Raw genomic sequence first — 23,617 nt, forward strand, 5'->3', positions numbered from 1 at the left:
ATCCGTGGACGGCCCGCTGGATGCGAGGACGGGGCGGACGATCACTGACGTCGCCTCTGCTCGGGGACCCGGCGACATGATTCGCCAACTAGGTCGGTGACCATCCAGCGGCCCGCGCAGTGCCTCAGCGCCCTAGTCGTGGGCTTTCTTGAAGGCCTCACTAATCTTCTGGCGGTCGCCTTCAACGTCGCCGTGGTCGTGTTCCATGAGGCCGATGGCGAGGGCCAGTCCGTAGTGTCGGCCGCGGTACAACTCCAACTGGTCGGACTGCGTGTGGTTGTCGTTGACGTTTTTTGCATATGCGCGCAGAGACGGAGTGATGCTCGTTGGGCCATGGACGTCGTGTGTGCGGACTCCTAATGTGAAAGTGCCCGCATGTTTCCGCTTCACACCTCACATCCATGAGTGCTTCACCCACCATCTCCACGAGTAAGGACGAAGCAATGCAAACGAAAATCACGCTGATCATCGATAACCCGTCCGCGCCGGAACTCCTCGAACAGGAAATGCCCACAATTCTTGACCGCGTCGCAGCGCTGGACGGCCTCGTCCGGTTCGAGTCCGCCAAAGTGTGGCCAAAGGAAGACGGCACAGCGACGCCTGCGTATCGCACACTGGACCTCTACTTCGAAGACTACGTCTCTGCCTCACAGGCCGTGGGAACAGCTTCTGCGGGCGCGTTTTTCGAAGCGCTCGCTAAGGCCGGCGGCACCTTCACGGGACTATTCTCCGAGGTGGAATCCCGCTAGGGCGAGGCCGCAACCAGTTTGGACTTGGCCGCGATTTCTCAGCGGAAGGCTTTGAGCGCGGCGCCATAGATCTTCGAATACGTCGGGAACGAGCGACGGAAGGTCGCTGACATCCCGAAGCGACCCAGAAAACGGTATGGCAGCCGGAGGTCCGCGCGGCCTTCGCACCAGACTTGCTTGCCTAGAACTGGGTAGAGCCGCGCAGCCGGCGGGGGCGGCCGTCCGGGTCCACGACGAGGCGGCTCATCGGAACAGCCCAGAGACGTTGGAGGGACGACACGGGCTCTGGGGTGTGGTGGCGCACGTGTCCAGAGGGCCGGGGCGAGCGGTGCCCGGTTTCGTGCCATTGGTCGAGAGCGTCGGCGGTGGTGTTCCAAAGCTTGAGCCCAGCCGCCGGGTCGAGAAGTCGGGGATCGTCCCGGTCCAGGCCCAGGTGTTCGGCCCAGAGTTGGAGCCGGAGCCCGTGGGCCAACGGCCGGGAAGCGTCGTGGCTGTTGTCCATGCCGGGAATTTCCCCGTTGTCAGCAGTGGCGTCGAGAACAGCGCAGGTGAGCTCACTGTCGTTGGTCCAGGATCGGCGGTTGAAATTGTCTGAGCCGCAGGTCATCCAGGTGTCATCGATGATGCATATCTTGGCGTGGACGTAGATCGGAGTCCCGGCGCTGTTCTCCAGGTCGAACACGCCGACCCTGTCGGGCGCGACCCGGTGCAGCATCCTGGTGGCACGCAGTTGCCCGATCCGTATAGCCGGCCCCGCGACAGGACCGTCGGAGTCGGGGTAGCGGGGCACGACTACGATCACTTTCAATTCGGGGTTCCGTTCGAGGGCCTCCGCAATTCCAGTTGCTACCTCTGTTGACCACAGGTACTGGTCCTCGATGTAGATCAGCGAGCGGGCGCGGGCGAAGGCTTTCGCATAGCCGCGGGCAATGCTGCGTTCCCCCTCGGGCGCGAAAGGGAACGGAGGACGTTTCACCCCGTAGGTGCGCAGCAGCTGCACGGCATGAGGGCCCGCCGGTGGTGGCGGCGGCGCAGCGGCCGGGAGCGGTTCGGGGTGCCGGGGCATTCGGGCCAGACGTTGCAGCAACATCCGGTAGGGGGTGCGCCGGTCCAGGGGATGGGGGTCGTTCCACCGTTCAGCAAACACTGCCAGGACATCTGCCACCACGGGACCACGCAGTTCGAGGGTCGCATCGTGCCACGGGGGTCGTTTCCCGTACCGGGAATCCATGTCCACCGCTTGCGGGTCTCCCGCGTGGTCGGCATCGTCTCGACGGGTGTGGGAAAGGTCGATCCCGCCAACGAACGCGACGTCTCGCGACGGGTCGTCACGATGGCGGATGACGAAGAGTTTTTGGTGATGGGAGCCGAACAGGCGTACACGCTGGTCCAGGAGCACCTCGCCGCCGGCGTCGTTGACCTGACGACTTAGCAGCTCGTTGGATCGGCCGCTGATCGGGGCCGATACGCGCTCTCCGTGGGATCTCCAGACAAGGCCCCGCACTTCCACACCCGCGCCGGCCAGCCCCGCGAGCACGTCGCCGATCGACGGTCCGTCCGCCAACAGCCGCTCGTCGGCGTCGCCACGCCAGTCGGTGAACCACACGCGGTCTCCCGCCTTCAGAGCCGTCAACTCCTCATGCAGCCGGGCGAAGTAGGTCGCTCCATGAATCAGGGGCCGCACCAGGTTGCCCTCCGACCACGGCGGCGATCCGGCACCGCCCGCGTGTACGTCTGTGGCTAAGTTCCCCCGCTCAGCGCGGCTCAGAAACCACGCACCAGCATCAATGTCCACTCAGTCCTTCTTTCGGGGCCCGACGCCAGGCCGCTAGTGTCCGGTCTTCAAAGTAGCGACTGTGCTGACTAATGTCACCGACCGGGTCAAAAGCGCCGGGGGTTGAGAGGATTCCATGACTGTCGGATTCGGCATAAGTGTAACGAAGGATGGGGCACCGTGACCGGTCAGCTCGTGTGCCATCGCACTCTGGTTCGGGACCGTGAACGCCTGAAGGGGCGTTCCGTAGGCGTCAAGCTTCTGCATGAGTACGAACACGTCCATGTCGACGGCGCCCCGCGCTGTCCCTCGCAATCGGACCAAGCCGTCCCCTTTTTCTGGCTACCTATCGAAGATATGGCGCCCGTGGTAACTTCTGCTTGGATTAGGAGTTCCTCCTGCGATTCCTTCCAATCCGGCTCCTGATACCGCTTTTGAAAGCAGAGGCAACGATGGCAACTCTATTGATCTTCCATGAGGTCGACGACGTTGACCACTGGCTCAGCTCGCCGCGACGCCAGGAACTCTTCGGACCCATGGGCATGACTGTGCGAACCTTTGTCGACCCGGAGAAATCCAACCGCGTCGGACTGATCGTCGAAGTCCCGGACATGGACACGTTCCAGCGAATGATGGAGTCCGAGGCCGCGGCCGACGCCATGCAATTCGACGGCGTACGCCCGGACACGATTCTGACGCTGGTCGAACCCGAGCCCAGCACCTGACCCAGGGACGTAGTGTTGGCGGGTCTTTGAGGCGTTGAGCCGCTCATACCTGCGATCTGCAGCCGGTGGGCGGGGCGTATGCTAGCCCCGCCGGCCGTGCGGATGGCGGCCGGGCGCGCCAGCATCACCGCTGCTTCGACCGGGCACCGAAGCAGAGTTGAACAGCCCGGGAACGACGCCTGCGCTGCACGCCGTCGAAAGGACCGACATGGCATCCGGACCGCTTCCCGGGGGCACCTTGTCACTCGCGGATGATCTCACGCTGACCCGAATGGGATACGGGGCGATGCAGCTCGCTGGCCGGCACGTGTTCGGGCCGCCCGCTGACCGCGTCGGCGCCCTCGCCGTCTTGAACGAGGCCGTGGGCCTGGGCATCAACCACATTGATACGGCCGACTACTACTGGTCCCACATCACCAACGAAATCATCAAGGAGGCCCTCCACCCCTACCCCGAGGACCTCCACATTGTGACGAAGGTCGGTGCGCGTCGCGATGCGGATGGGAACTGGCCGCAGGCGCTCGCACGCGACGAGCTCCACCAAGCCGTTCACCTCAACCTCACGAACCTCGGCCTCGACGTCCTCGACTTGGTCCATCTGCGGGTCGGCGGGTTCGACAGTCCCACCCCCGGTTCACTCGCCGAACCCTTCACCGTCCTGGCCGAGCTCCAGCAGGAAGGGCTGATCAAACATCTCGGCCTCAGCACCGTCAACGCCGAGCAGATCGCCGAGGCACAGCAGATCGCCTCTATCGTCTCAGTCCAGAACTTCTACAACATCGCCAACCGGCAGGACGATCAGCTCGTGGATGCACTCGCGGGGCAGGGCATCGCCTAAGTGCCGTACTTCCCCATAGGCGGTTTCACGTCCCTTCAGTCCGCCACCCTCAGGGATGTCGCCGAACGCCTGCAGGCAACCCCGATGGGTGTCGCCCTGGCCTGGCTATTGCAGCGCTCACCGAATATCCTGCTCATCCCCGGAACGTCCTCACTCGAGCACCTCAGAGACAACGTTTCGGCTGCCGCCCTCGGGCTGCCGGCCGACGCGGTCCAGGCACTGAACGCAATCGCCACAGACATGGCCCCGGACTTCCGATTGGCGCCACGGCCGCGCACACTTTGATCATGATCAACGAACAGTGGTGGTCGAGACTAAGACCCGCAACCCGAGAGTGGTTGATCAATAACAACGGCGATGTCGTCCCCGAACACGTTGCAACTGAAGTCGCCACTGCAGGAGGTCCTGTAGCAGAAGAAGTCACCGGCGACGACGGTCCCCAATCCGGATTCTTCTACTCGGACGAGATCGTCGACTGGGTCGAAGAGATGGCTAATTACGAGGACCCGCCAGGTTCCGCGTAGACGATGGCGGTCTTTGGCATCTTTCTGCCAGCGTGAGTGTTCCGCCTATGGCCCGGGGGACTGAGAGTTGGGGAGGAAGATCAGCGGCCGCCTTTTTGCATGTATTCGGCAGGGTCGTAATGGATCCGGAGTGTCGAGATCTTGCCGTTTGTCGAGGCGGAAGAACTCTGCGAGCCGGACGATTCCGCCCGGCATGTGGGCGTCGTAGAGCATCGCGGAACCGTCTTCTCCGTGGACCTCTTCGATGACCTCGATGTCCGACACAGTGGCGATGAAGCCCTTTACGCCTTGGCAGAATCCGGCTGCCCCTGTGCGCTTCCCTGCGATCGGACCTTCAAATTCGAGGTCGTCGACGAGCAAAGTGCGAAGCTCGCCGTCGGCGTCGTATGCATCTATGCCGGCGGCCAGGATCCGGTAGTAGCGCTGGAGGACCTCTGGAGCAGCCTCGCTCACCGTGGTCATCGGCAGTTCCTCCCGAAGATTGAAGTCCTTAAGCTCTGTGCATCGCTGACGAGGAGGGCGCGGTTCAACGGGACCGATTCCTTCCGTTTTCGGTTCCATTGGGCTCGTGAGCGTTGTTGGCGGCGGCCGGGGCCTTGTGTGCCGGCACCTTGTGTATGGCCACGAACGCTGAGCTGGCCACACCGTGGACATGCCGGTGAGCCCGATGGTCGCCAGGCGGCCAGCTCGGCGCGATGCTGGGAGTCCAGCCGCAGCAGGTCTTCGGCTCCGAAAACGTTCATGCTTGTTGCCTCTCTAGGGGTGTGGTCGCTGCATGGAGCGCTCAGAGCGGTTTGGACGCCATGGGAACGCAAAGTTTCAAGACTATGTTTCGTCGTGCCGGGAGTATGAGGAGCCGGAGGGCGTCCGTTCCAATAGTCCGAAGTCGATCAGGTAGCGGCGCAGCATTACGACATCATCGGTATAGCTGAGGAGCCGTTCATTTACCTGCTTTTCCGTTAGGTGTTCGCCCGGTTCGATGGCTTCGCTGACAATCCAGGCCAGGAGCTCCCGCCGTTCGGCCATGTTGGCTGGATACCTTTCGATCCTGCCCAGGCGCATGAAGCGAGCCAAGCCGGTCTGCGCCTGGCGCCGGGGTTGCTGTGTGAGAAGGTCGCGGAAGATCGCCTCGGGCGCGTCCAGTTCGTTGGCAGCATTCCGTTCGACGAGCCCAGACTCAAGCAGGGTGGCGATTGCCCGGTTTCGCCGTTGATCATTCAGATCAGCTACCACATCGGGGAGCTTGGCGCCGAGCACTATTTGCGCGTAGGCGGTCCGAGCGTCGTTGTTGGCGAGGGCTGCCACTACTCGCCGCCAGTGCGGTCCGCTCAGCCTCGTCGCGCCGGTCACAGCGTTTTCCTCACTTTGCATCTGCCCCCACTTGTGCTTGTCACCGTGTACTTGGTCAATAGGCAAAATCGTAGTCTTGCGCGGGTGTGACGGACAGGGGCTGCAGACGGCAGGCTGATATCCCGGATCTTGAGGGTCGGCCGTTCAAACGGATTGGAGCAGGATGCAGTCCGGAGTGGGGTCGGGCATTAGATGCGCGGCCGTGAATTGGTACCAGTCCGGGAAGGGGTCCCGGGGAAGGTCCGGTTCGGGGTCCTGGTCCAGGTGCCCGGTGAGCGCCGGGTCCGCATGGTGCCCTGGATCCGGGGGCAGTCCAAGTTCGGGATCTTGGCCGGGGTCCGCGTCCGTGTCCACCAAATGGTGTGGCCAGTGGGGTGGTTCCCAGTCCTGGTGTTCGCTGGGGTAGTGCCGCCCGGAGGGTGAGGTCCAGCCCGGCGGGTGGTCCTTGCTGGCTCCGGTGGGTGTCCAGGCGGAGCCGTGTTTGAGGCGGTGGTGTTTCGGGCAGGGTTGTCCCAGGTTGGTGATGCCGGTGGTGCCTCCGTCGGCCCAGGCCAGGAGGTGGTCGGCCTCGTTGTCCAGGGAGTGGTTGTTGCAGCCGGGGAAGGGGCACCTGCCGTCGCGGAGCCGGAGCCATTGCCGCTGGGCCTTCGTGAGACGGTAGCTGGTCCGTCCGATTTCCAGCGGGGCGCCGTCGCGGGGGTCGGTCAGGACGCGGTGGAAGGAGTCGGCGCCGTCGGTGATCAGGCGGCGGGCCATGGACGGCGGGATCGGCCCGTACCCGTCGAGGGTGGCCGGCTCGTCACTTGTGCCCAGCAGGGACAGGACCGGGACCGTGATCAGGACCTGCGCCCTGGGGGACGGGACACGCGCACCCCCACCCGTTCCGATGCCGCCGTCGGCGTTTCCACCGGCCGTGCCGGTGGTCCCGGTGCCCCCGGGTCCGCTGGTGAGGAGCCAGGTGGCGGTGACGTCGGCGCGGAGCTGGCTGAGGGTCCGGGGCTCGTCCGGGCTTTGGAGGGCGCGGGCGGCGGCGGTGGTCCGGTCCCAGATCCCCGCAGCGGTGTCGGCCGGGAGATAGGCGGAGAGCCAGGCCATGCCGTCCCGGTCCGGGAGGTAGTCGACGCGCCGGTCCGCGGCGCTGGCGGTGTGGCGTTTTTCGATGCTGACCGGGTGGTGGCGTTCGCGCCAGGCACGTGCCTTGGCCCGGAACCGGGACGCCACGAGGTCCCCGGCCCGGCAGCCGCGGGCCGGGTCCGGCGCGTCGGGGTCCAGGAAGTGCGCTTCCAGCGCGGCCGCTCCGGCCGGGTCCAGGCCGGTGGTTTCGTCGACGATGATCCGGGCGTGCTGCCAGGAGATCGTCCCGGCCTGCAGGGCCGTCAGGGTCAGCGGCAGGGCCGTCGTCAGCGACAGGGATTCGGACAGGAGGGCTGCGGCGGTCCGTTCGCTGACGGTCAGGACACAGGCGACCTCGGCGGTCAGGGCCATCTCCCGGCCGGTGCGTTCCTGCGGTGACGCGGCCGGCGGCGCGAGGGCCCCGGCTGCCTGCACGTATTCGGTGGTCAGCCGCACCTTCAGCGCCGCGGTCCGGGCCTCGATCCGGGCCACCTCGGCGAGCCCGTCCAGGCAGCCGTCCGCCAGGTCCCGCAGCGGATCGGCCCCGGGCTGATCCGAGCGGTCCTCGCAGGCGCCGACGAAGGCAACAAGCTCAGCAGCGGACGCGGCGACGGCCTCCACGGCCGCCCTGCTTTCCGCGCTCCAAGCTGCGTTGCTTTCCATACCCCAAGCAAAGCAGGAGGCACCGACAGTATTGATGAAACTGGTCGTGCGGTTGCAGGAATACGGCACTGACTTACGCCCGGAGGGATACTGCCCGTGGACCTGGACGAAGTCAGCGAGAACCTGGCGGACCTCGCCTGAGGTCTTCCGAAATGGCACCCACCATCGTTGGCGCAACTGTTGAGTGTCGCAGGCCGCCGTAGTACCGTGACAACCACTGTCAACACGCATAACACGGACTCGGGAGCGATCATGGCATATATGACACGTGGGCTGGTGGCCGTCACGGCGGCCCTGGCATTGAGCGTGACGGGCGGCGCCGTCGCCGGCCCAGCGTTCGCCGATCCGCGGGAAACTGCAAAGACAGCAACCGCCACGGGGTACGGCGGCGCGGTGAGCACCGTGGACCCGGAGGCATCCGCAGCGGCGATCGAGGTCCTCCGCAAGGGCGGCAACGCGGCGGACGCCGCCGTCGCCGCAGCCGCGACCCTTGGCGTCACCGAACCGTACAGCGCCGGAATCGGCGGCGGAGGTTACTTCGTGTTCTACGACGCGAAGACCGGTAAGGTGGGCACGATCGACGGCCGGGAGACCGCACCGGCAGGAATGCCGCACGACGCGTTCATCGACCCGGCGACCGGCAAGCCCTACAATTTCACGCCCGAGCTCGTTACGAGCGGCGTCTCCGTTGGCGTTCCCGGCACCCCGGCCACGTGGGAGCGTGTCCTCGACCGGTGGGGCACTGTCAGCCTTGCCGATGCCCTCAAGCCTGCCATCAACGTGGCGACCCGTGGGTTCGTGGTCGACAAGACGTTCCACCAGCAGACCCTCGACAACAAGGCCCGGTTCGAGGCGTTCACCTCGACCAGCAGCCTCTTCCTCCCGGGCGGTGACGCCCCCGCCGTCGGCAGCGTCTTCCAGAACCACGACCTCGCCGAGGTCTACCGGCTCCTCGCCAAAAAGGGCACGGGAAGCTTCTACGGCGGCCCGCTCGCGGCTGAGATCGCAGCCACGGTCCAGGCCCCACCCAAGACGGCCGGCACAAAGCTACCCGTTCCGGCAGGCCACCTGACGACGTCGGATCTCGCCGCCTACCGCGCCCTGGATCAGGCGCCCACGCACGTGGACTACCGCGACCTGGACGTCTACGGCATGGCGCCGTCCAGCAGCGGCGGCACCACGGTCGGCGAGGCACTGAACATCCTGGCGCCGTCCAACCTGTCCGAGATGTCCAGGCCCGGCGCCCTGCATCACTACCTCGAGGCCAGCGCGCTTGCCTTCGCGGACCGGGGCAAATACGTGGGGGACCCCGCGTTTGTCGACGTCCCCACCTCCGCGCTCACTGACCCGATGTTTGGCAAGGAGCGCGCCTGCCAGATCGACCCGCTGCACGCGGCGGCGAAGCCCGTTGCGCCGGGGGACACGTCGTCGTACGACGGCGCGTGCCCGGCCGCCGCGGTGGCGTCCGCCGACGAGAAGGACACGGAGAACATCTCGACGACCAACCTGACGGTCGCGGACAAGTGGGGGAACGTGGTCGACTACACGCTCACGATCGAGCAGACTGGCGGGTCCGGCATGGTAGTTCCCGGCCGCGGTTTCCTGCTCAACAACGAACTGACCGACTTCTCGACCGTCTACAACCCGACCGACCCGAACCGGATCGAGCCGGGGAAGCGCCCGCGCTCGTCCATGTCGCCGACCATCATCCTCAAGGAGGGCAAACCGTTCCTCGCACTCGGCTCGCCGGGCGGATCGACCATCATCACAACCGTCCTGCAGACGATCCTGAACCGGGTGGACCTGGGCATGACCATCTCCGAGGCGATCGCCGCACCGCGTGCCTCGCAACGCAACACGGCCAAGGTCACCGCCGAGCCGGAGTTCATCGCCGCGTACGGCAGCCAATTGACGCCCTTCGGCCATCAGTTCACGCCGTCGGGGGATGCGTTCACCTCGGCAGCGGAGATCGGCGCCGCGACCGCCATCGAGTTCCTGCCCGACGGCGGCATGGTTGCAGCCGCCGAGCCCGTAAGACGCGGCGGCGGGTCGGCGATGGCACTCAAGGCGTCGCCGAGGTAGGCCGCGCGGTCCAGGACCCCGCCCTGGGATGGGATAGACGCGGCCACAAGTCAGTCCGAGCCGCCGATGACGTTCTGGTCCCAGTCGATCACGGACCCGGTCACCACCCCACTCCGTGAGGAGAGGAGGAAAACCACGAATTCGGCGATTTCGTCAACCTGACCGAGTTTGCCCATGGGGACCGACGCATTTGCCTTGTCGAGCCAGTCATCACCGGCGCCGTGAAATTGGCGCTGGATCGCGTCTTCGCCGTCGGTTGCGGTCCAGCCGATATTGACGCCGTTGATCCTGATCTTGTCCCAGCGGTGGGCATGCGCGGCGTTGCGGGTCAGCCCGGCGAGGCCGGCTTTGGACGCCACATAGGGCGCAAGGTAGGGCTGGCCTGCGTGCTCGGACATCGTGATGATGTTGACGATATTGCCGCCGGTGCCGCGTTCCTTCAGGTGCTTGATGGCTTCGGACATGATGAAGAAGGGCGCCTTGAGGTTCACCGCGATGTGCTGGTCGAAAAGCTCCGGGGTCGTGTCCGTCATGCTTCCGCGGGTGGTGACGCCGGCGGCGTTGACGACGGCGTCGAGCTGGCCAAAGCGCTCGATCGTCCTGGTCACGGTGCTGCTCGCCTGCGACGTGTCGGCAAGATCCGCCTGGAGGAAGACGGTGGGGACGCCGAGGTCAGAAAGCTCCTCGGCGACCCTCCTCCCGGCGTCGACGGACCGTCCCGTGACAGCGATGCCGGCGGCACCCTCGGCAGCGGCTTGCCGTGCGATGCCGGCCCCGAGGCCATGCGTGCCCCCGCTGATCAGCACGACGCTGTCCTTAAGTAGTCCCGTCACTGTTGTAGGGCTCCTTCTCCAGTGATGATTTCTTCGACAGTGATGGTTTTTCCTGTTGCGGCCGACTCGGCTGCGGCGTCGGCAAGGATGAGGGCGGCCATGCCGTCCTTGAACCCCGGCGAACAGGGGACGCCGGTGCGGATGGCGTCGACGAAGGCGTCCAGTTCACGCCGGTAGGCCGCGGCGTAGCGTTCGAGAAAGAACGGCTCGTACGGGTCTGCCCCCTCCACGGCTAACGTGCCGAAGCTACGGACCGTGGTGGGTGAAATGTTGTCTGCACGCAGCATGCCCTGGCTGCCGAAGGCTTCCAGCCGCTGGTCGTAGCCGTAGGCGCTGTGCCGGGAATTCGTGATGCTGACCAGTTCCCCGTTCCGGCCGCGCAGGACAATCACGGCGGAGTCGAAATCGACGGCCTCGGCGATGTCGTCGCTGAAGACGTTCGCGCCGTGCGCGGTGACCTCAACGATGCCGGGAATGAAGTACCGGGCCATGTCCAGGTCATGGATGCTCATGTCCCTGAAGATTCCGCCGGAGGCGGCGATATAGGCGGCCGGTGCGGGTGCCGGGTCCCGGCTGGTGATGGTCAGCTGCTCGAGCCGTCCGATTTCCCCTGCCTCGACCCGCCTGCGGACAGCGGCGAAGGCGGGATCGAAGCGCCGGTTGAACCCCATCATCACCGCGGTGGTGTTTCCGCCGAGGTCCGCCAGGCAGCTCCGCACCCGGTCAAGGTCCAGATCGATCGGCTTTTCGCACAGCACCGCAACGCCCCGGCCGACGGCGGCCCGGATGAGGTCGATGTGTGTCGGCGTCGGCGAACAGACCACGACGGCGTCCAGGGACGCGTCGGCGAAGACATCGTCCGTGGACCCGGTGGGCCGGGCGCCATATAGTGTGGCGACGTCGCGGGCGCTGTCGAGCATGGGATCGGCGACCCAGGCCAGGTTCACGCCGGGATGCGCGGCAATGTTCGCGGCGTGGACCCGGCCGATGCGGCCGGATCCACACAACGCGATGTTCAGTTTTTTCCGTGCGGTCACGGTCGCCTACTTACCGTCGGTGAAGCGGCGTCGGCTGGCCGCTTCGAGATCGCGGGCGACGGCGTCGTCCGAGGCGTCTTCCTGCAGGCTGCGCCAGATCAGTTCGGCTTGTGATTCGGGCGCGATTCCTCCGACCGGCTGGTCCCGGTCCAGGTTCGTGGGGAAGCCGTAGCCCTCGGCGGACGCGGCGATGACATTGCGCAGGAATCGTTCGCTGGCGCCGCCGGCCATGAGCTGTCGCAGCGTCGGGTAGAGGGCCTTTGACATGGCAGTCCGGTCCACCGACTCCATGGCGCGGCCGAATGCGGACGAGACCTGCAGCAGGTTGGCCATGCGGCGGATGTCCGAGGACTTGTTGTGGCCGGCACCGTGGAACAGTGCCGGGTTGAAGAAGACCGCATCGCCCTTTTCCAGCGGCAGCTGAACGTGGTTTTCCTCGAAGTAGCGGGTGAATTCCGGGTTGTGGAAGGCGAGGTACCCGGCGTCGTACTTGTGGGAGTGCGGAAGGTAGAGGGTAGGTCCGGATTCCACGGGCATGTCGCAGTGCGCCACCGCTCCCTGCAGGGTGAGCGCGGGGGAGAGCATGTGGATGTGGGCCGGGTAGCGAGCGGCCTGTGCGGCGGACATGAAGCCAAGGTGGTAGTCGCGGTGGGCGGTCTGGGCCGCGCCGCCGGGGTTGACGACGTTGACCTGGGACGTGACCTGGTAGTTGGGGCCCAGCCAGGCCTCGGAAATGAGGGCAAGGATGTCGTTGGAATAGTAGTCGGCGAAGACTCCGGGCTCCCGGACGGCGAACTTGTCCAGTGCGCCCCAGACGCGGTCGTTGGCGCCGGGCTTGGCGAAGTGGTCTCCCGTCGCAGCACCGGACGCCTTCTGCTCCGCGATGATCGTATTGAATGCTTCGGTGGCACGGTCGACGACGGTGGTGTCACCGAAGGCGCCTTTGAAGACAACGATGCCCGGTCCGGTGCTCAGCGCACGGATGAGCTCGGCCTGCACATCGGCCCGTTCTTCCGGGGCGTCGAGGAAATCGCGGAGGCGGTTTCCATAGATCAGAACGTTCTGTTCGACGGCGTCGGCGTATGCGTAGTCTTCGAGTCTGGTTTCCTGGGAGACGAGCGCAATGAAGTCCTCGAGCTTGCAGTTGCCCTCATTGAACCACTGCGGGCCGTTCGCGCCCAGCTTGTGTGAATTGGCGGTGGTGGTCATGGTGTTTCCTCCTTGAAACGTCGAATCTTGCGAAGATGTTCGTGCTCGTGGTTCCCAGCCTGCTGCATCGGATCCGGCCGGCACAATGGCTAAATCCATCAAAAAGCCATCATTGCCCAAAACGGTCTTGCCCAGTCGTGTCCGTGGATCCCTCAGACTGCGGGAGCCTGCTGATCGTCAGGACAGGCAGCCCGCGCGCCCATTTGCAACGGCGGCACGCAGTACAGGAGCCCAGGGCTTCTGCGGTGGTCTCAATCATCGGAGTTTCCTTTCAACTTGGTCCCTTGCCTTCCAGCATGAACTCGTGGAAAGGTAATTGCTACGCCAATCTCCATCAATAAGACCTCAAAAAACACTCAAAAGGAGCCGTCATGGCCCACCCGTATTCAGTGCGGGAAATCGCACGCCAGGCCGGCGTCAGCGACGCGACAGTTGATCGTGTCCTCCATGACCGCCCCGGCGTACGGCGGAGCACTGTGGGCCAGGTGCGCCAAGCCATCAAGGACCTTGAGGCCCAGCGTCTCCAGCTGGAGCTGACCGGGCGCCGGTTCATGATCGACGTCGTCGCCGACGCTCCCGCACGGTTCACATCGTCGGTGAAACGGGCACTGGAATCTGTCCTGCCCCTGATGCAGCCGGCAGTCTTCCGGGCCCGTTTCCACCTGCACGAGCAGTGGAACGCTGAGGGCTGCGTGGCGGAACTGGACAGGATCGCCAAACGGGGGAGCCACGGCGTCATCCTCAAGGCGCCCGACGTGCCCTCAATCGCGGCCGCCGTCAACCGGCTCGCCGGGGCCGGGATCCCGGTTGTTACCCTGGTGACCGATCTGCCCGCCAGCCACCGGGCCGCGTACGTGGGCATGGACAACAGGTCGGCCGGGGCGACGGCCGCCTATTTGATCCATCAGTGGCTGGGCACCGTGCCCGGAACAGTTGCCGTGACCGTCAGCAACGATTTCTTCCGGGGCGAGGAGGAACGGGAAATGGGTTTCCGCGCCGCCATCCGGGCCATGGACCCTGGGCGGGCGGTCCGGTATCTGCCCGGAAGTGACGGGCTGGACCAGACCACGCGGGTCCTGATGGGCGATGCCTTGGCGGCACATGATGACCTCCGCGCCGTTTACTCGATCGGCGGCGGTAACGCCGGCATCAACGACGCATTCGTGGCAGCCGGCCGAAAGCCGGACGTGTTCATCGGCCACGATCTCGTCCCGGACAACGTCTCTTTGCTGCGCGAGGGAAGAATGAGCGCCGTCCTCCACCACGATCTCAGGCAGGACATCCAGAGATGTTGCCGCATCATCATGCACGCCCACGGCGCCCTGGCCGACGCTGACGCCGGAGACCCCTCCAAGATTGACGTCATTACCCCGTTCAATATTCCGTCCGGATTCTGACGCCAGCAGCCAGGGCCGTTCCAGGTCCCACACAACTACTGAATCTACGGTGTCGCCGGGTGGCCGCCCTCACGCAGCCAGTCGTCGAAGAACGCGTCAAGCTGCTGAAGCGGCCAATCCTGTCTGCGCCTGTCGCCGGGGTTGCTGCGTGAGCAGATCGCGGAAGATCGTCTCAGACGCCTCGAGCTCGTTGGCGGCATTCCCTTCGACAAGCCCGGACTCCAGCAGGGCGGCGATGGCCCGGTTTCGCCGGCGGTCATTCGGATCCGCAACCACGTCCGGGAGCTGGGCGCCAAGCACGATTTGCGCGTAGGCGGTCCGCACGTCGTTGTTGGCGAGGGCTGCCAGCACGCGCCGCCAGTGCGGTCCGCCCAGCCTCGATTCTCCGGTCACAGCGTTTTCCCCACTCTGCGTCTGCCCCCCGCCTGTGCTGGTCGCCGCGTGCTTGCTCAACAGGCAAAATCGTAGTCCTGCGCGGTGTGACGGACACGGTCTGCGGGCGGCAGGCTGTGCGGCGATGTGGCGAAAGTGTCGGACGCGGCAACACCCCCTTCCCGAAGGCCACCTGATGGCGGCCGGTGCATCCGAAGGGGGTGTTGCCAGTGGTGTTCGGATCAGGCGGCGGCGGACTCCTCCGCCGGCTCCACAGAGGTTTCTGCGGTGGCTTCTGCGGCCTTTTCGGCAGCTTCCGCGGCGGCCTCCGCAGCTTCGGCGGCGGCTTCCTCTGCAGCCTTCGCCTCAGCGGCTGCCTTTGCGGCTGCCGCTTTCGCTGCCGCGGCTTCACGCTTCTGGGCCTGGGTGGCCTTCTTGGTGAACTTCTTGGCTTCCTGGGCGGCGCGCTTCTGCGCGGCATCCGCGACGGCGGCAGCCTTCTTCGCGACGCCGGCAGCCTTCAGGGCGGTGACCTTGGCCTTCACTGCCGCAAGCTTCGCGGCGGCCGCCTGCTTCTTCAACTCCGCCTTGGCCTTCGCCTCGGTGGCCTTCGCGGAGACCGGGTGTGCGGCCGTGGTCGGGGCCGCGTTGGCGACACCGGCACCAGCTCCGGTGAGAACGGCGGCGGTCAGGACGACAGCGCCCAGCTTCTTTGCAATCGACATGCGTAGTGCTCCAATGATGTGTGGCCCGGCAGTGCGGGCGGGGATCCGGCTCGCCGGTTGCCGTCAGCCTAAAGTGGAAGCAGAGCGCTGTTCAATCAGAAGCACCGATGCTTGGCAGAACCTTGGCGAACGTTGAGGCTTCAGCCATCCAGGACCGTCACGCGCCTGTTTGTTGCGAGCGAATCATGCGGCCGCCCGCTGTTCTGCCGGGGCCGGGAAGCGGACATCCGGGCTGGTGTGCTCGGCGTAGACGCCGGCGCCCAGGGCCGGGCCCGCATAGGCGTTGACTAGCTCGGGGGCGCCGGTAACGTTCACGAACAGGTCACGGACCCAGGCGGGTGCGGCCAGGATGCTGAAGTTGGGGTTGGCCACATCGTTGCGGTATTGGCGGGACAGGCGTTTCTTCTTGCCGATACCGAGGAGGTCCACGCGCAGGACAGTGAAGGGGGCGTCTTCGGTGGTGGCGCTGATTCTGATGATCGCCAGGTCGGCGGTGAACGGGCGGTCCTTGGCCGTGTCGCGTACCTTGTGGGTCGGCGCCAGGTTGACGGTCCATTCACGGAACCGGCCGGTGGTGGCTGTCGTGGTCAGGGTGGCGGGGTTAGATGTCGTCGTCAGCAGGGTGGTCATCGAACTCGTCCTCCTCATCGTCATCGGGCAGGGTGGTGCCGGCGGGCAGCTACAAGAATGCCTTGGCCGGGGGATCGGAAGGTCGGAGGCGTGCTCCTCGACGTCGGTTCAAGGGCACATATAGGAGGCTGCTGAAGGATGAGGCCATGCCCTCTAAGATAGTCAGCACCCACTCGGCGGTGATGACGGGGGCATTGCTCATGGGTTAATTCTTTCAGTTCGTCGGTCATGCCATGCGGCCCACGCGCCCGGCGGGCGTGTCGTAACTCACCGGGCAGACCGTGGCCGGCGCTTCTGGAAGGCGACGGCGGGGTAGCCGGAGCCTCCTGCAATGCCGTCGAGTCGGCCCCGGTGCGTCAACTGTTCTGGGAGTTCGGTAGTTGTAATCTGACTTCGAACCGCTCACAACATCATGGGGGAACATTGACTGAGAACATCCCGGCCGTCCCGCCGGTGCCGCCGTATCCCCAGACGCCGCCGTATCCGCCGCAGGGGCAACATGCCCCCTTCGCGGACAACGCGCCGTCCTACGGTGCGCCCCGGGCCTACGCCCCGCCGTACGGCCAGCAGCCTTACCAGCCCTATCCGGCGTACCAGCAGGCACCACCGCCGCTGTATTCACCGGACGGCCAGTGGACCTACGCGTGGGTTTCGAATGCTCCGAAGTCTTCCGGGTACCGGGTGGGGGCTGGCATCACGTCGATCGTGCTGGGGTCCTGGCTGTATATCCAATTCCTTGTCGGGGTTTCCCTGGGACTCGGCGTCCTAGCCTTCCTGTCGCTTGTCGCCGCCGGCGGGACTGTCGTGTCGGGCATTGTCCTGCTGGCCAAGCAGCGGAGCCGGGGGAGAGGAGTGGCCGTCACGGTGCTGAGCTTCGCTGGGCTTGCACTCTTCGTGGGCTTCTTGCACCTTGCCGGCCGAGCCGGCCCCGGCATGTTCTTCTTCAACTTCCTGCTGTCAGTCCCGGTTCTGGTCGTCATGGGCATCGGGTTGTCCCGGGAAACGCGCAGCGCCTGACCGTTCGCACAGGATGGCCCCGTACCGGTGACCGGCACGGGGCCATCTGCGTCGGCATCAGCAACACATTCAGACCCAGTGGATTTTCGTCTGCCTTTCACTACCGCTCGGCAGTTCGGTATGCTGGCCGCCCGGCTCAACGCCGTCGGGAACGACTAGCGGCGCAGCGGGTCGTTAGCCCGTGAAGGTCCGTGTCCTGCGCGCACGACGAAGAACGCGACGGGCAAAAGCACCAGCGGGTTCCAGCCTTTAACTGTCATTGGTCATCCCTCGATCCGGTTGCGGTGTCTTGAGCAGACTCTAACGGTCTTAGTCCGTTAGTGCAGAGCCCGGGCGGTGCCGTCGTAGCCGCCGGCCGGGGGCAACAGGTCGTATATTCCGCCGATGGTCGGCGCGACGTCGACGGTCCGGGCAGCTTCGGAGGACACCGATCCTTTCACCACCAGCGGGTGGCCGCCGGAGACGAAGAACGGAATGGGCTCCGTGGCCGGGTGCCCGTGGTTGCCCGGGATCGGATTGGACGCCACCGACGGGTCGGAAAAGCGCCAGCCCGCGCGGCAGTACGCCACCAGGTCTCCAGCCTCGACGCCCAGCCGGAGGTCCGCCGGCTTGTTAACCGACAGCACGCCCTCATGCGCTTTGACCAACTGTTCGACGGCGGCCAGCCCGGCCGCACGGTCCGGCTCCGGTCCGGTCCAGTAGAGCAGGTCCGCGCCGCCGTTCTGGGCGACCGTAATGTTCGACTGCAGCTCCGGACGGGACTGGAGGATGAGATTGATCGAGATGACGTTGCTCGGGATGGACCAGTCCATGGAGTGGTCGGCCAGCACCATCACCACACTGGAGTCCCATTTGCCGGCGCTCTTGAGGTGGTCGATGAAACGGCCCACCTGCGTGTCCGTGTCCGCCAGGGCAGCCTCACGCGCCGCCCGGAGCGTGGTTCCGGAAAGATCCGAGTGGCCCACACGGTCGATGTCGCCCAGATTGGTGAACACAAAGTCCGGGTCCGGCCCGCTGACCATTGCCAGCAGCGCGTCCATGGTGGCGGCGTCGGGCGCGTGCCCGGTGACGGGCAGCAACGGCTGGGGTTCCCACCGGTAGCTGGCGCGGGCACCGAAGATGCCGTACAGATACTTCTTGCTCAGCACGGAACCGGTGGTGAGCCCAATTTCCTGCAGCCGCTCCAGGAGAGTCGGGAAATGCAGGTCCGTGGACCGGTCCAGGTCGCGGACCACGCCGCCGGCCCGGTCGAAGATCGCGTTGGCCGGCACGCCCGATCGGTCCGGACGCACCCCCGTCATCATCATGACGTGGTTGGGAATAGTCTCCATCACCGGCAGGGAGCGTGCCGTGGGGAAGTTGGTGCCGGCATCGCGCAGCGCAGCCAGCCTCGGCGTCAGGGCGGGCGTGATCTCGTCCGGCCGGCAGCCGTCCACCACCAGCACATAGCTTCGGGTCCGTCCCGCGGCCGGGGCAGCCCAGGCGGTGCCCTGCGCCGCTGATAGGACGACGGCGGCCCCGCCGGCAGCGGCGATTTGCAGGAACTGCCGGCGTCCCGGCGTCGGACGGTTGCTGGCTGAACGGCTCATGAGAGACCTCCCTGGGCCGGCGTGACCTTGCCGGTATTGGATTGAACGTTGAAGGACGTGGACAGGGTCGATCCCGAGCTGGCGGAGGTGCGTTCGGAGAGGACGTACCAGTCCATCCGGACACCGGCCGGCGTCACGTTGAGGACGGAGTAGCCGTGCGAGTCGAAGTCGAGGTACTTCACGTGCGGGTTGGCTGCCTTGATGGCGTTCTCGACGCCGACGGATCCGGTCCGGGGCGGAACGTTGAGGATGTCGTCGAGGTTGTCGCTCGTGACGGAGGTGCAGACCAGTTCTGCAGCCACGGAATCGCCGGTGGCCGGGTAGCTGGCCGGATCCGCGGGGATGTCGCAGGCCCAGCCGGAATGGATGTCGCCGGTGAGGAACACAGTGTCCTTGACGGCGTTGTCCCGGAGGTGGCGGACCACGTGGTTGCGGTCCGCCTCGTAGCCGTCCCACTGGTCCACGTTGTAGGGCACGCCGTTGATGTTCGTCCCGCCCATCAGCTTTTGCACACCGGCCAGCTCTGCCGTGCTCAGGGTCGAGGGGACACGGACGGGCGCAATCATGACAGGATTGCCCACGAGCTTCCACTGCGGGCCCGTGGACTTGAGGTTGCCAAGCAGCCAGTCCATCTGTGCGGCGCCGGTGATAGTGCGGGCGGGGCTGCCGATCGAGGAATCCGCACCGTTGGCGGCCTGCTGGTCACGGTAGGACCGGAGGTCCAGCATGGACAGGCTGGCCAGGGAGCCGAAGTCGAGGCGGCGATAGATTTGGCCGCCCGGCTCGTAGCGGACGGGCATCCACTCGGCATAGGCCTGGTGGGCGGCCGCGAAACGCTCGCTCCAAGCGCCTTCGACGCCCGCGGTGTGGTTTTCGGCGCCGCCCTTCCAGGCATCGTTGGCCGATTCGTGGTCGTCCCAGGTCACGATGAACGGTGCCACGGCGTGCAGGGCCTGGAGGTCCGGGTCGGTTTTGTACTGGGCGTGGCGTCGGCGGTAGTGCTCCAGCTGGGTCATCTCGAACGCCGGTTCGTGCGGGCGGACCACGACGTCGCGGGCCTGGTAGTCGCCGGGCGCGTATTCGTAGATGTAGTCGCCCAGGTGGAGGACGGCGTCGAGATCGCCCCGTGCGGCCAGATGGCGGTAGGAGGAGAAGTAGCCTGCCTGCCAGTTGGCGCAGGACACCACCCCGAATTTCAGCCGGTCCACCGCCGCTCCCGCGGCCGGTGCAGTCCGGGTGCGGCCTGCGGGTGAGATCTCCTCCCCAAGCGTGAACCGGTACCAGTAGCTCGTGGCGGGCAGCAGCCGGCCTGCAACGACCTTGACGGTGTGGTCGCGGGCCGGCCCGGTGGAGGCAGAACCGCGGGCCACCACTGTGGTGAACGCTTCATCGGTGGATATTTCCCATCGGACGGAAACGTCCGGGCCGGCACCGCTGCCGGGTAGTGATTCCGGAGTGGGCGTGACGCGGGTCCACAGCAGCACGCTCCCCGGCAGGGGATCTCCTGAGGCGATTCCATGGCCAAAGAGGCCGGTTTGGGAGGCTGAAAACGCGCTCGCGGAGGTGCTGCTGGCCATGGCTCCGGCCACGGCGGCGACCCCTGCTGAACGCAGTACTTGACGACGAGTAAAGGTTGTCATGCGTTCCAGTATCCGGATGATTCTGTCACCGACCGGCGGTTCATCGGGCAGTTAACCACGCTGTCACCAAGAGTTCTCCGTGGCGCAATGCCCGTTCCCGCAGTCGGAGCGCTATGGACCCGGTCGCCACATTTCGTTCAGTTCTGAAGCGAGGTGCAGTGGATTCGTGACGCCAGACGGCGCAATACTGATCGGTGTCATTTCGGCAGCTTCCCGAACACGATGTATGGCAGACTTTCCCCGGTCACCCACCGAAGAATTCAATTCACCGTCGCGGAGAGCCCATGCTGGATTTGATCCTTGACGTCCTCAGCACAGTGCTGGACGTGCCCCGGTCCGGCTGGCGGCCCACGCCCAAACAACGCGTCAAGCGGGGGATCAGACTCTCGCACCGCCGGAATCTGTCCGCCGAACGCAGACAGTTCGCGCAGATATGGCTGGAATACGGACTGCAGAATCTTGCCGACCTCGGGTTGCAGGCGCGGGAACCCGAGATCAGAACGGCGCTGGCCCGGGTGAAGCCACGACATCCTGCCCGGGGAAGCAACCTGTAGCCAGGGTCATCCGACCACGAGGGCGTAGGCCGCCGCTGACCTCCCGCGCAGGATGTGCCCCCGTCGGGGCTGAACGTCGAGGCGGAGAGCCCGTCAGTGTGCCCGGTGCGGTGTCGCAATGACCCGCCACTACCCGCAGCCAGAGTCGGCTCGTGGGCGTGCTGGTCCGGTGCTTCATCAGGGTCCGGTGATGAAACTCCAGCGAGTGGTCTGAATGGGGTTGCCGCCGACGTCAAGGATACCGCCATACAAACCGTTGGACAGCGTGACGGTGTACTTGGTGTTGGCGGCCAGCGTACCGTTCGGGTTCAGCGTCGCTACTCGTGTAGCGGCGTCGTAGGAGAACGCCTCAACCGGGATCATGGCGTTCGTGGTGGCGTTGTGCAAGTCAAAGTGGTTGCCGAAGCTGGTGCCGGTGACGGCTTCGCTGAAGGTTGCCGTGATATTCGCAGTCCGACTGACCCCTGTGGCGTTCGCGGCGGGGCTGCGGGAGACCACCGTTGGGATCGGACCGGTGGTGAAGTACCAGTTGGTCGTGGCAAGCGGTTCCTTCTCCGAGGGGTTGTTCGTTAGCGGGTTGTTCGCCATGTCCCGGATGGCCGTGGCGCCGCCGGTAAGGGCCGCAGTGTAGGTAGTGTCCGCGGCCAGGGCTGCCGTTGGGTTCAGGGTGGCGACCCTCGTGGTGGCGTTGTAAGTCACTGTCGCCGGAACCGCAGTTCCGGCCGGGTTCTTCACCGTGAATGTCGTCGCACTGACGCCGGACACGGCTTCACTGAATGTCGCTGTCACGTTTGCCGTCTGGCTCACGCCGGTGGCGAACCAGGCTGGACTGCGGTTCGTCACGGTCGGCGCGGGCCCGGTGGTGAGGGTCCATTTAGTGGTGGCCAGCGGGTTGTTTGACGCATCCCGGATGGCGGTACCGGAGCCGGTGAGGGTAGCGGTGTACTTCGTATCCGGGGCCAGCGTCGTCGTCGGGTTCAGTGTGGCGACCCGGATGGTCGCGTTGTAGGTCACGGTTGCGGGGATTACCGTTCCGGCCGGGTTCTTGAGAGTGAACGTAGACGCGCTTACGCCGGAAACGACTTCGCTGAACGCCGCCGTGATGTCTCCGGTCTGGCTCACATTCGTAGCTGATGCTGCGGGTGTCCGGCCCGTCACTGACGGTGCCGCTGTATCGGCCGCTCCGGGAGAGTAAGTCTGGACTCCGCATGCCGTAGGGGCGAAAATGCGGTGCTGGGCGATGGCGAGGTTGCCGCCGAACGCAGGCGGACACGGTATCTCCGTCCCGCTCCGGACGCGGCCCGTGATTTCGTCCAGGGCCATGAGCTGTCCCGGGGTGCCGGTATCGACGCCGGCGAGGATCCACACCAGCCCGTTGGCGATGATAGGGGCCGAGGACACGACCTCATAGCCGTAGTTTTGGTCCTTCATGCCCAGCCGGTGTGTCCACTGAACCGCCCCGGTCTCCAGGTCTACTGCGGTGATGACATCTGGCTCACCGCCGGTGACGGGCGCGGACGCAGAGTTGCCGTACGTGGTGAAGATTCCGGTGCGACCATCAAAGGCGATGGCCTTCTTGCTGTTGGGCAGCGTACGGATGTATTTGCCCGTTGCGGCGTCCAGCACCAGGGTCCGCTCCGTGTAGTTAGGGCTGGGGACGTAGAGCCTACCGTTATGCACAGACGTTGCGGCGGTTCCTGCGCCCGGACCGAAGCTGCCTCCCGGTTTTACGTATTTCCAGATCGACTTTCCTGTGGTGGCGGAGAAAGCCTCTACCAAACCTTCTCCGTTGTAAATGACCCGACCCGCTTCGATATGCGAGGGTTCACTGGTTGCGCTAGGGCCTGCTACGAACCGATTAGTACCCGTGGTTGCATCCACAGCGTAGTAACCGCCCATGACCACTCCGGAGCCGAAAACGGTTCGATATTCGCTCACGTAAGGGCTAGTCCACAACAATGCGCCGGTGTTCAGGTTGAATGCGTCCAGGACCATCTGACTGGTTTCGGGGTTGTCGTGGGCGAGATAGACCCTTGATCCGTCGATCTTTGCCATATGCGCGAAATGGTATTGATGGCGCCACAGCAGCTTCCCGGTGCCTGTTTCGTAGGCCGATAACCACGAGCACTGATACTGCGTGTCCACCACAACCGTCCGGATTCCCGACACGCTGATTGACACCGCACTACTGCCGCCGGAGGACGGGCAAAGCGGCGGCTCGGCGCGCCACGACCGGTTGATCTGGGCAGGAATGGTCTCCGCCAGCTGCGCATTTTGGTTGCCCGCATTAATACCGTCTCCCAGCACCGATGTTCCGCCCGCCGGGTAGGGCAGGTGGCCTGGGACGATCGGCTCCGCCGCCGATGTGGGCCCCGCAGCAAGAGCTCCGCAAAGCACGAGCGCAGCAGTGATACCGATACCCCTTTGGCGTATTTTCATTGCTGCGAGCTCCAATCGGTGCCAGGATTTTTTCGGTAGAGCTCACTCTCATATAGCGTCAATTAATTGTCAAGGATTTCAATGTCGCTATTTGCGTTTGATTGCCTTGCCGGAGGTCTCTGTTGAAGTTCCGGCACAATTTAGCAACTCTTTGATTCGTAGTTATCGGCGGCGAATTACTCGAACCAGCAAGAATGCTACTTGGCTTCACGCAGTTACTACGCGGAATTTATGCGATCACTACGTTGGCGCGATATTCCAAAAATCTGACCCCTGAACAATTGGAGGAAACCGAACCAGAAAATAGAGTCGGTTCGGTGCTGAAGCCTTGAGGGGGCGCCCGCCCGAGTCGGCAAG

Annotated in this window: 21 protein-coding genes and 1 pseudogene; 8 read left to right on the top strand and 14 right to left on the bottom strand. The window is 65.1% G+C overall.

Annotated features, from left to right (window positions below; genetic code table 11):
* Window positions 1-132 precede the first annotated feature (132 nt).
* Window positions 133-390 carry a hypothetical protein gene (locus tag AC1DZQ_RS06365; protein WP_476962708.1) on the bottom strand — a complete coding sequence of 86 codons (258 nt, stop codon included), beginning with the start codon at window positions 388-390 and terminating at the stop codon, window positions 133-135.
* Between the two features lie 53 nt (window positions 391-443).
* On the opposite strand from AC1DZQ_RS06365, the gene AC1DZQ_RS06370 reads away from it, so the two are divergent.
* Window positions 444-749 (top strand): EthD family reductase, encoded by a 306-nt coding sequence (locus AC1DZQ_RS06370; RefSeq protein WP_476962709.1) that lies wholly within the window; start codon window positions 444-446, stop codon window positions 747-749.
* A 181-nt stretch (window positions 750-930) separates the two neighbouring features.
* Here the strand turns inward: AC1DZQ_RS06370 and AC1DZQ_RS06375 are convergent, their stop codons facing one another.
* Entirely contained in the window at window positions 931-2,433 is a 1,503-nt protein-coding gene (locus tag AC1DZQ_RS06375; RefSeq protein ID WP_476962710.1) for a phospholipase D family protein, read from the bottom strand.
* A gap of 542 nt (window positions 2,434-2,975) precedes the next feature.
* On the opposite strand from AC1DZQ_RS06375, the gene AC1DZQ_RS06380 reads away from it, so the two are divergent.
* The 3 genes and pseudogenes from AC1DZQ_RS06380 to AC1DZQ_RS06390 all read left to right on the top strand — a co-directional run bounded on the left by AC1DZQ_RS06380 (window position 2,976) and on the right by AC1DZQ_RS06390 (window position 4,610).
* The gene (locus tag AC1DZQ_RS06380) at window positions 2,976-3,248 is read left to right on the top strand and encodes a hypothetical protein (protein WP_476962711.1); all 273 of its coding nucleotides are present in this window, start codon (window positions 2,976-2,978) and stop codon (window positions 3,246-3,248) included.
* A 208-nt stretch (window positions 3,249-3,456) separates the two neighbouring features.
* Window positions 3,457-4,371 (top strand): annotated as a pseudogene (locus tag AC1DZQ_RS06385) (oxidoreductase).
* Between the two features lie 2 nt (window positions 4,372-4,373).
* Window positions 4,374-4,610: a hypothetical protein gene (locus tag AC1DZQ_RS06390; protein ID WP_476962712.1), complete on the top strand. Its 237-nt coding sequence runs from the start codon at window positions 4,374-4,376 to the stop codon at window positions 4,608-4,610.
* 45 nt (window positions 4,611-4,655) lie between these two features.
* Here AC1DZQ_RS06390 and AC1DZQ_RS06395 read toward each other — a convergent pair whose 3' ends face one another.
* From AC1DZQ_RS06395 to AC1DZQ_RS06405, 3 genes are all read right to left on the bottom strand, one after another.
* Window positions 4,656-5,072, bottom strand: a complete 417-nt coding sequence (locus AC1DZQ_RS06395) for a hypothetical protein (protein ID WP_476962713.1) — start codon at window positions 5,070-5,072, stop codon at window positions 4,656-4,658.
* A 363-nt stretch (window positions 5,073-5,435) separates the two neighbouring features.
* Window positions 5,436-5,960, bottom strand: coding sequence for a DUF2087 domain-containing protein (locus tag AC1DZQ_RS06400; protein WP_476962714.1), 525 nt, complete (start codon window positions 5,958-5,960; stop codon window positions 5,436-5,438).
* A gap of 144 nt (window positions 5,961-6,104) precedes the next feature.
* Window positions 6,105-7,736, bottom strand: a complete 1,632-nt coding sequence (locus tag AC1DZQ_RS06405; protein ID WP_476962715.1) for an HNH endonuclease signature motif containing protein — start codon at window positions 7,734-7,736, stop codon at window positions 6,105-6,107.
* 261 nt (window positions 7,737-7,997) lie between these two features.
* Here AC1DZQ_RS06405 and ggt point away from each other — a divergent pair, with 261 nt between their 5' ends.
* Window positions 7,998-9,818 (top strand): gamma-glutamyltransferase, encoded by a 1,821-nt coding sequence (ggt, locus tag AC1DZQ_RS06410; protein WP_476962833.1) that lies wholly within the window; start codon window positions 7,998-8,000, stop codon window positions 9,816-9,818.
* Between the two features lie 50 nt (window positions 9,819-9,868).
* Here ggt and AC1DZQ_RS06415 read toward each other — a convergent pair whose 3' ends face one another.
* The 3 genes from AC1DZQ_RS06415 to AC1DZQ_RS06425 are packed head-to-tail and all read right to left on the bottom strand — an operon-like array spanning window position 9,869 to window position 12,897.
* Entirely contained in the window at window positions 9,869-10,651 is a 783-nt protein-coding gene (locus AC1DZQ_RS06415) for an SDR family oxidoreductase (protein WP_476962716.1), read from the bottom strand.
* Window positions 10,648-11,688 (bottom strand): inositol 2-dehydrogenase, encoded by a 1,041-nt coding sequence (iolG, locus tag AC1DZQ_RS06420; RefSeq protein ID WP_476962717.1) that lies wholly within the window; start codon window positions 11,686-11,688, stop codon window positions 10,648-10,650. Before iolG ends, AC1DZQ_RS06415 begins: the two co-directional genes overlap by 4 nt.
* A 6-nt stretch (window positions 11,689-11,694) precedes the next feature.
* The gene (locus AC1DZQ_RS06425; protein WP_476962718.1) at window positions 11,695-12,897 is read right to left on the bottom strand and encodes a phytanoyl-CoA dioxygenase family protein; all 1,203 of its coding nucleotides are present in this window, start codon (window positions 12,895-12,897) and stop codon (window positions 11,695-11,697) included.
* 371 nt (window positions 12,898-13,268) lie between these two features.
* On the opposite strand from AC1DZQ_RS06425, the gene AC1DZQ_RS06430 reads away from it, so the two are divergent.
* Window positions 13,269-14,294: a LacI family DNA-binding transcriptional regulator gene (locus tag AC1DZQ_RS06430; protein WP_476962719.1), complete on the top strand. Its 1,026-nt coding sequence runs from the start codon at window positions 13,269-13,271 to the stop codon at window positions 14,292-14,294.
* A 96-nt stretch (window positions 14,295-14,390) separates the two neighbouring features.
* Here the strand turns inward: AC1DZQ_RS06430 and AC1DZQ_RS06435 are convergent, their stop codons facing one another.
* From AC1DZQ_RS06435 to AC1DZQ_RS06445, 3 genes are all read right to left on the bottom strand, one after another.
* Window positions 14,391-14,687, bottom strand: coding sequence for a hypothetical protein (locus tag AC1DZQ_RS06435; RefSeq protein WP_476962720.1), 297 nt, complete (start codon window positions 14,685-14,687; stop codon window positions 14,391-14,393).
* Between the two features lie 221 nt (window positions 14,688-14,908).
* Window positions 14,909-15,391 carry a hypothetical protein gene (locus AC1DZQ_RS06440; protein WP_476962721.1) on the bottom strand — a complete coding sequence of 161 codons (483 nt, stop codon included), beginning with the start codon at window positions 15,389-15,391 and terminating at the stop codon, window positions 14,909-14,911.
* Window positions 15,392-15,574: 183 nt separating this feature from the next.
* Complete coding sequence (locus tag AC1DZQ_RS06445) at window positions 15,575-16,021, bottom strand: hypothetical protein (RefSeq protein WP_476962722.1); 447 nt, start codon at window positions 16,019-16,021, stop codon at window positions 15,575-15,577.
* A 423-nt stretch (window positions 16,022-16,444) separates the two neighbouring features.
* Between AC1DZQ_RS06445 and AC1DZQ_RS06450 the strand changes: the two genes are divergently transcribed.
* Window positions 16,445-17,038: a hypothetical protein gene (locus AC1DZQ_RS06450; protein ID WP_476962723.1), complete on the top strand. Its 594-nt coding sequence runs from the start codon at window positions 16,445-16,447 to the stop codon at window positions 17,036-17,038.
* 317 nt (window positions 17,039-17,355) lie between these two features.
* Here the strand turns inward: AC1DZQ_RS06450 and AC1DZQ_RS06455 are convergent, their stop codons facing one another.
* Window positions 17,356-18,627 carry an alkaline phosphatase family protein gene (locus AC1DZQ_RS06455; RefSeq protein ID WP_476962724.1) on the bottom strand — a complete coding sequence of 424 codons (1,272 nt, stop codon included), beginning with the start codon at window positions 18,625-18,627 and terminating at the stop codon, window positions 17,356-17,358.
* The gene (locus AC1DZQ_RS06460; protein WP_476962725.1) at window positions 18,624-20,267 is read right to left on the bottom strand and encodes an alkaline phosphatase D family protein; all 1,644 of its coding nucleotides are present in this window, start codon (window positions 20,265-20,267) and stop codon (window positions 18,624-18,626) included. Before AC1DZQ_RS06460 ends, AC1DZQ_RS06455 begins: the two co-directional genes overlap by 4 nt.
* Before the next feature lie 284 nt (window positions 20,268-20,551).
* Between AC1DZQ_RS06460 and AC1DZQ_RS06465 the strand changes: the two genes are divergently transcribed.
* Window positions 20,552-20,821: a hypothetical protein gene (locus tag AC1DZQ_RS06465; RefSeq protein WP_476962726.1), complete on the top strand. Its 270-nt coding sequence runs from the start codon at window positions 20,552-20,554 to the stop codon at window positions 20,819-20,821.
* Window positions 20,822-20,998: 177 nt separating this feature from the next.
* Here AC1DZQ_RS06465 and AC1DZQ_RS06470 read toward each other — a convergent pair whose 3' ends face one another.
* Complete coding sequence (locus AC1DZQ_RS06470; protein WP_476962727.1) at window positions 20,999-23,260, bottom strand: Ig-like domain-containing protein; 2,262 nt, start codon at window positions 23,258-23,260, stop codon at window positions 20,999-21,001.
* Window positions 23,261-23,617: the final 357 nt, after the last annotated feature.

It is taken from the genome of Arthrobacter sp. P1_C12_2 (assembly GCF_056406415.1).

What these genes read in the sequence shown, in the direction of transcription:
- AC1DZQ_RS06470 (WP_476962727.1), bottom strand. Translation starts at nt 23,260, where the DNA reads ATGAAAATACGCCAAAGGGGTATCGGTATCACTGCTGCGCTCGTGCTT.
- AC1DZQ_RS06370 (WP_476962709.1), top strand. Translation starts at nt 444, where the DNA reads ATGCAAACGAAAATCACGCTGATCATCGATAACCCGTCCGCGCCGGAA.
- AC1DZQ_RS06390 (WP_476962712.1), top strand. Translation starts at nt 4,374, where the DNA reads ATGATCAACGAACAGTGGTGGTCGAGACTAAGACCCGCAACCCGAGAG.
- AC1DZQ_RS06460 (WP_476962725.1), bottom strand. Translation starts at nt 20,267, where the DNA reads ATGACAACCTTTACTCGTCGTCAAGTACTGCGTTCAGCAGGGGTCGCC.
- AC1DZQ_RS06380 (WP_476962711.1), top strand. Translation starts at nt 2,976, where the DNA reads ATGGCAACTCTATTGATCTTCCATGAGGTCGACGACGTTGACCACTGG.
- AC1DZQ_RS06455 (WP_476962724.1), bottom strand. Translation starts at nt 18,627, where the DNA reads ATGAGCCGTTCAGCCAGCAACCGTCCGACGCCGGGACGCCGGCAGTTC.
- AC1DZQ_RS06405 (WP_476962715.1), bottom strand. Translation starts at nt 7,736, where the DNA reads ATGGAAAGCAACGCAGCTTGGAGCGCGGAAAGCAGGGCGGCCGTGGAG.
- AC1DZQ_RS06395 (WP_476962713.1), bottom strand. Translation starts at nt 5,072, where the DNA reads ATGACCACGGTGAGCGAGGCTGCTCCAGAGGTCCTCCAGCGCTACTAC.
- ggt (WP_476962833.1), top strand. Translation starts at nt 7,998, where the DNA reads ATGACACGTGGGCTGGTGGCCGTCACGGCGGCCCTGGCATTGAGCGTG.
- AC1DZQ_RS06440 (WP_476962721.1), bottom strand. Translation starts at nt 15,391, where the DNA reads ATGTCGATTGCAAAGAAGCTGGGCGCTGTCGTCCTGACCGCCGCCGTT.
- AC1DZQ_RS06425 (WP_476962718.1), bottom strand. Translation starts at nt 12,897, where the DNA reads ATGACCACCACCGCCAATTCACACAAGCTGGGCGCGAACGGCCCGCAG.
- AC1DZQ_RS06430 (WP_476962719.1), top strand. Translation starts at nt 13,269, where the DNA reads ATGGCCCACCCGTATTCAGTGCGGGAAATCGCACGCCAGGCCGGCGTC.
- AC1DZQ_RS06445 (WP_476962722.1), bottom strand. Translation starts at nt 16,021, where the DNA reads ATGACCACCCTGCTGACGACGACATCTAACCCCGCCACCCTGACCACG.
- AC1DZQ_RS06465 (WP_476962726.1), top strand. Translation starts at nt 20,552, where the DNA reads ATGCTGGATTTGATCCTTGACGTCCTCAGCACAGTGCTGGACGTGCCC.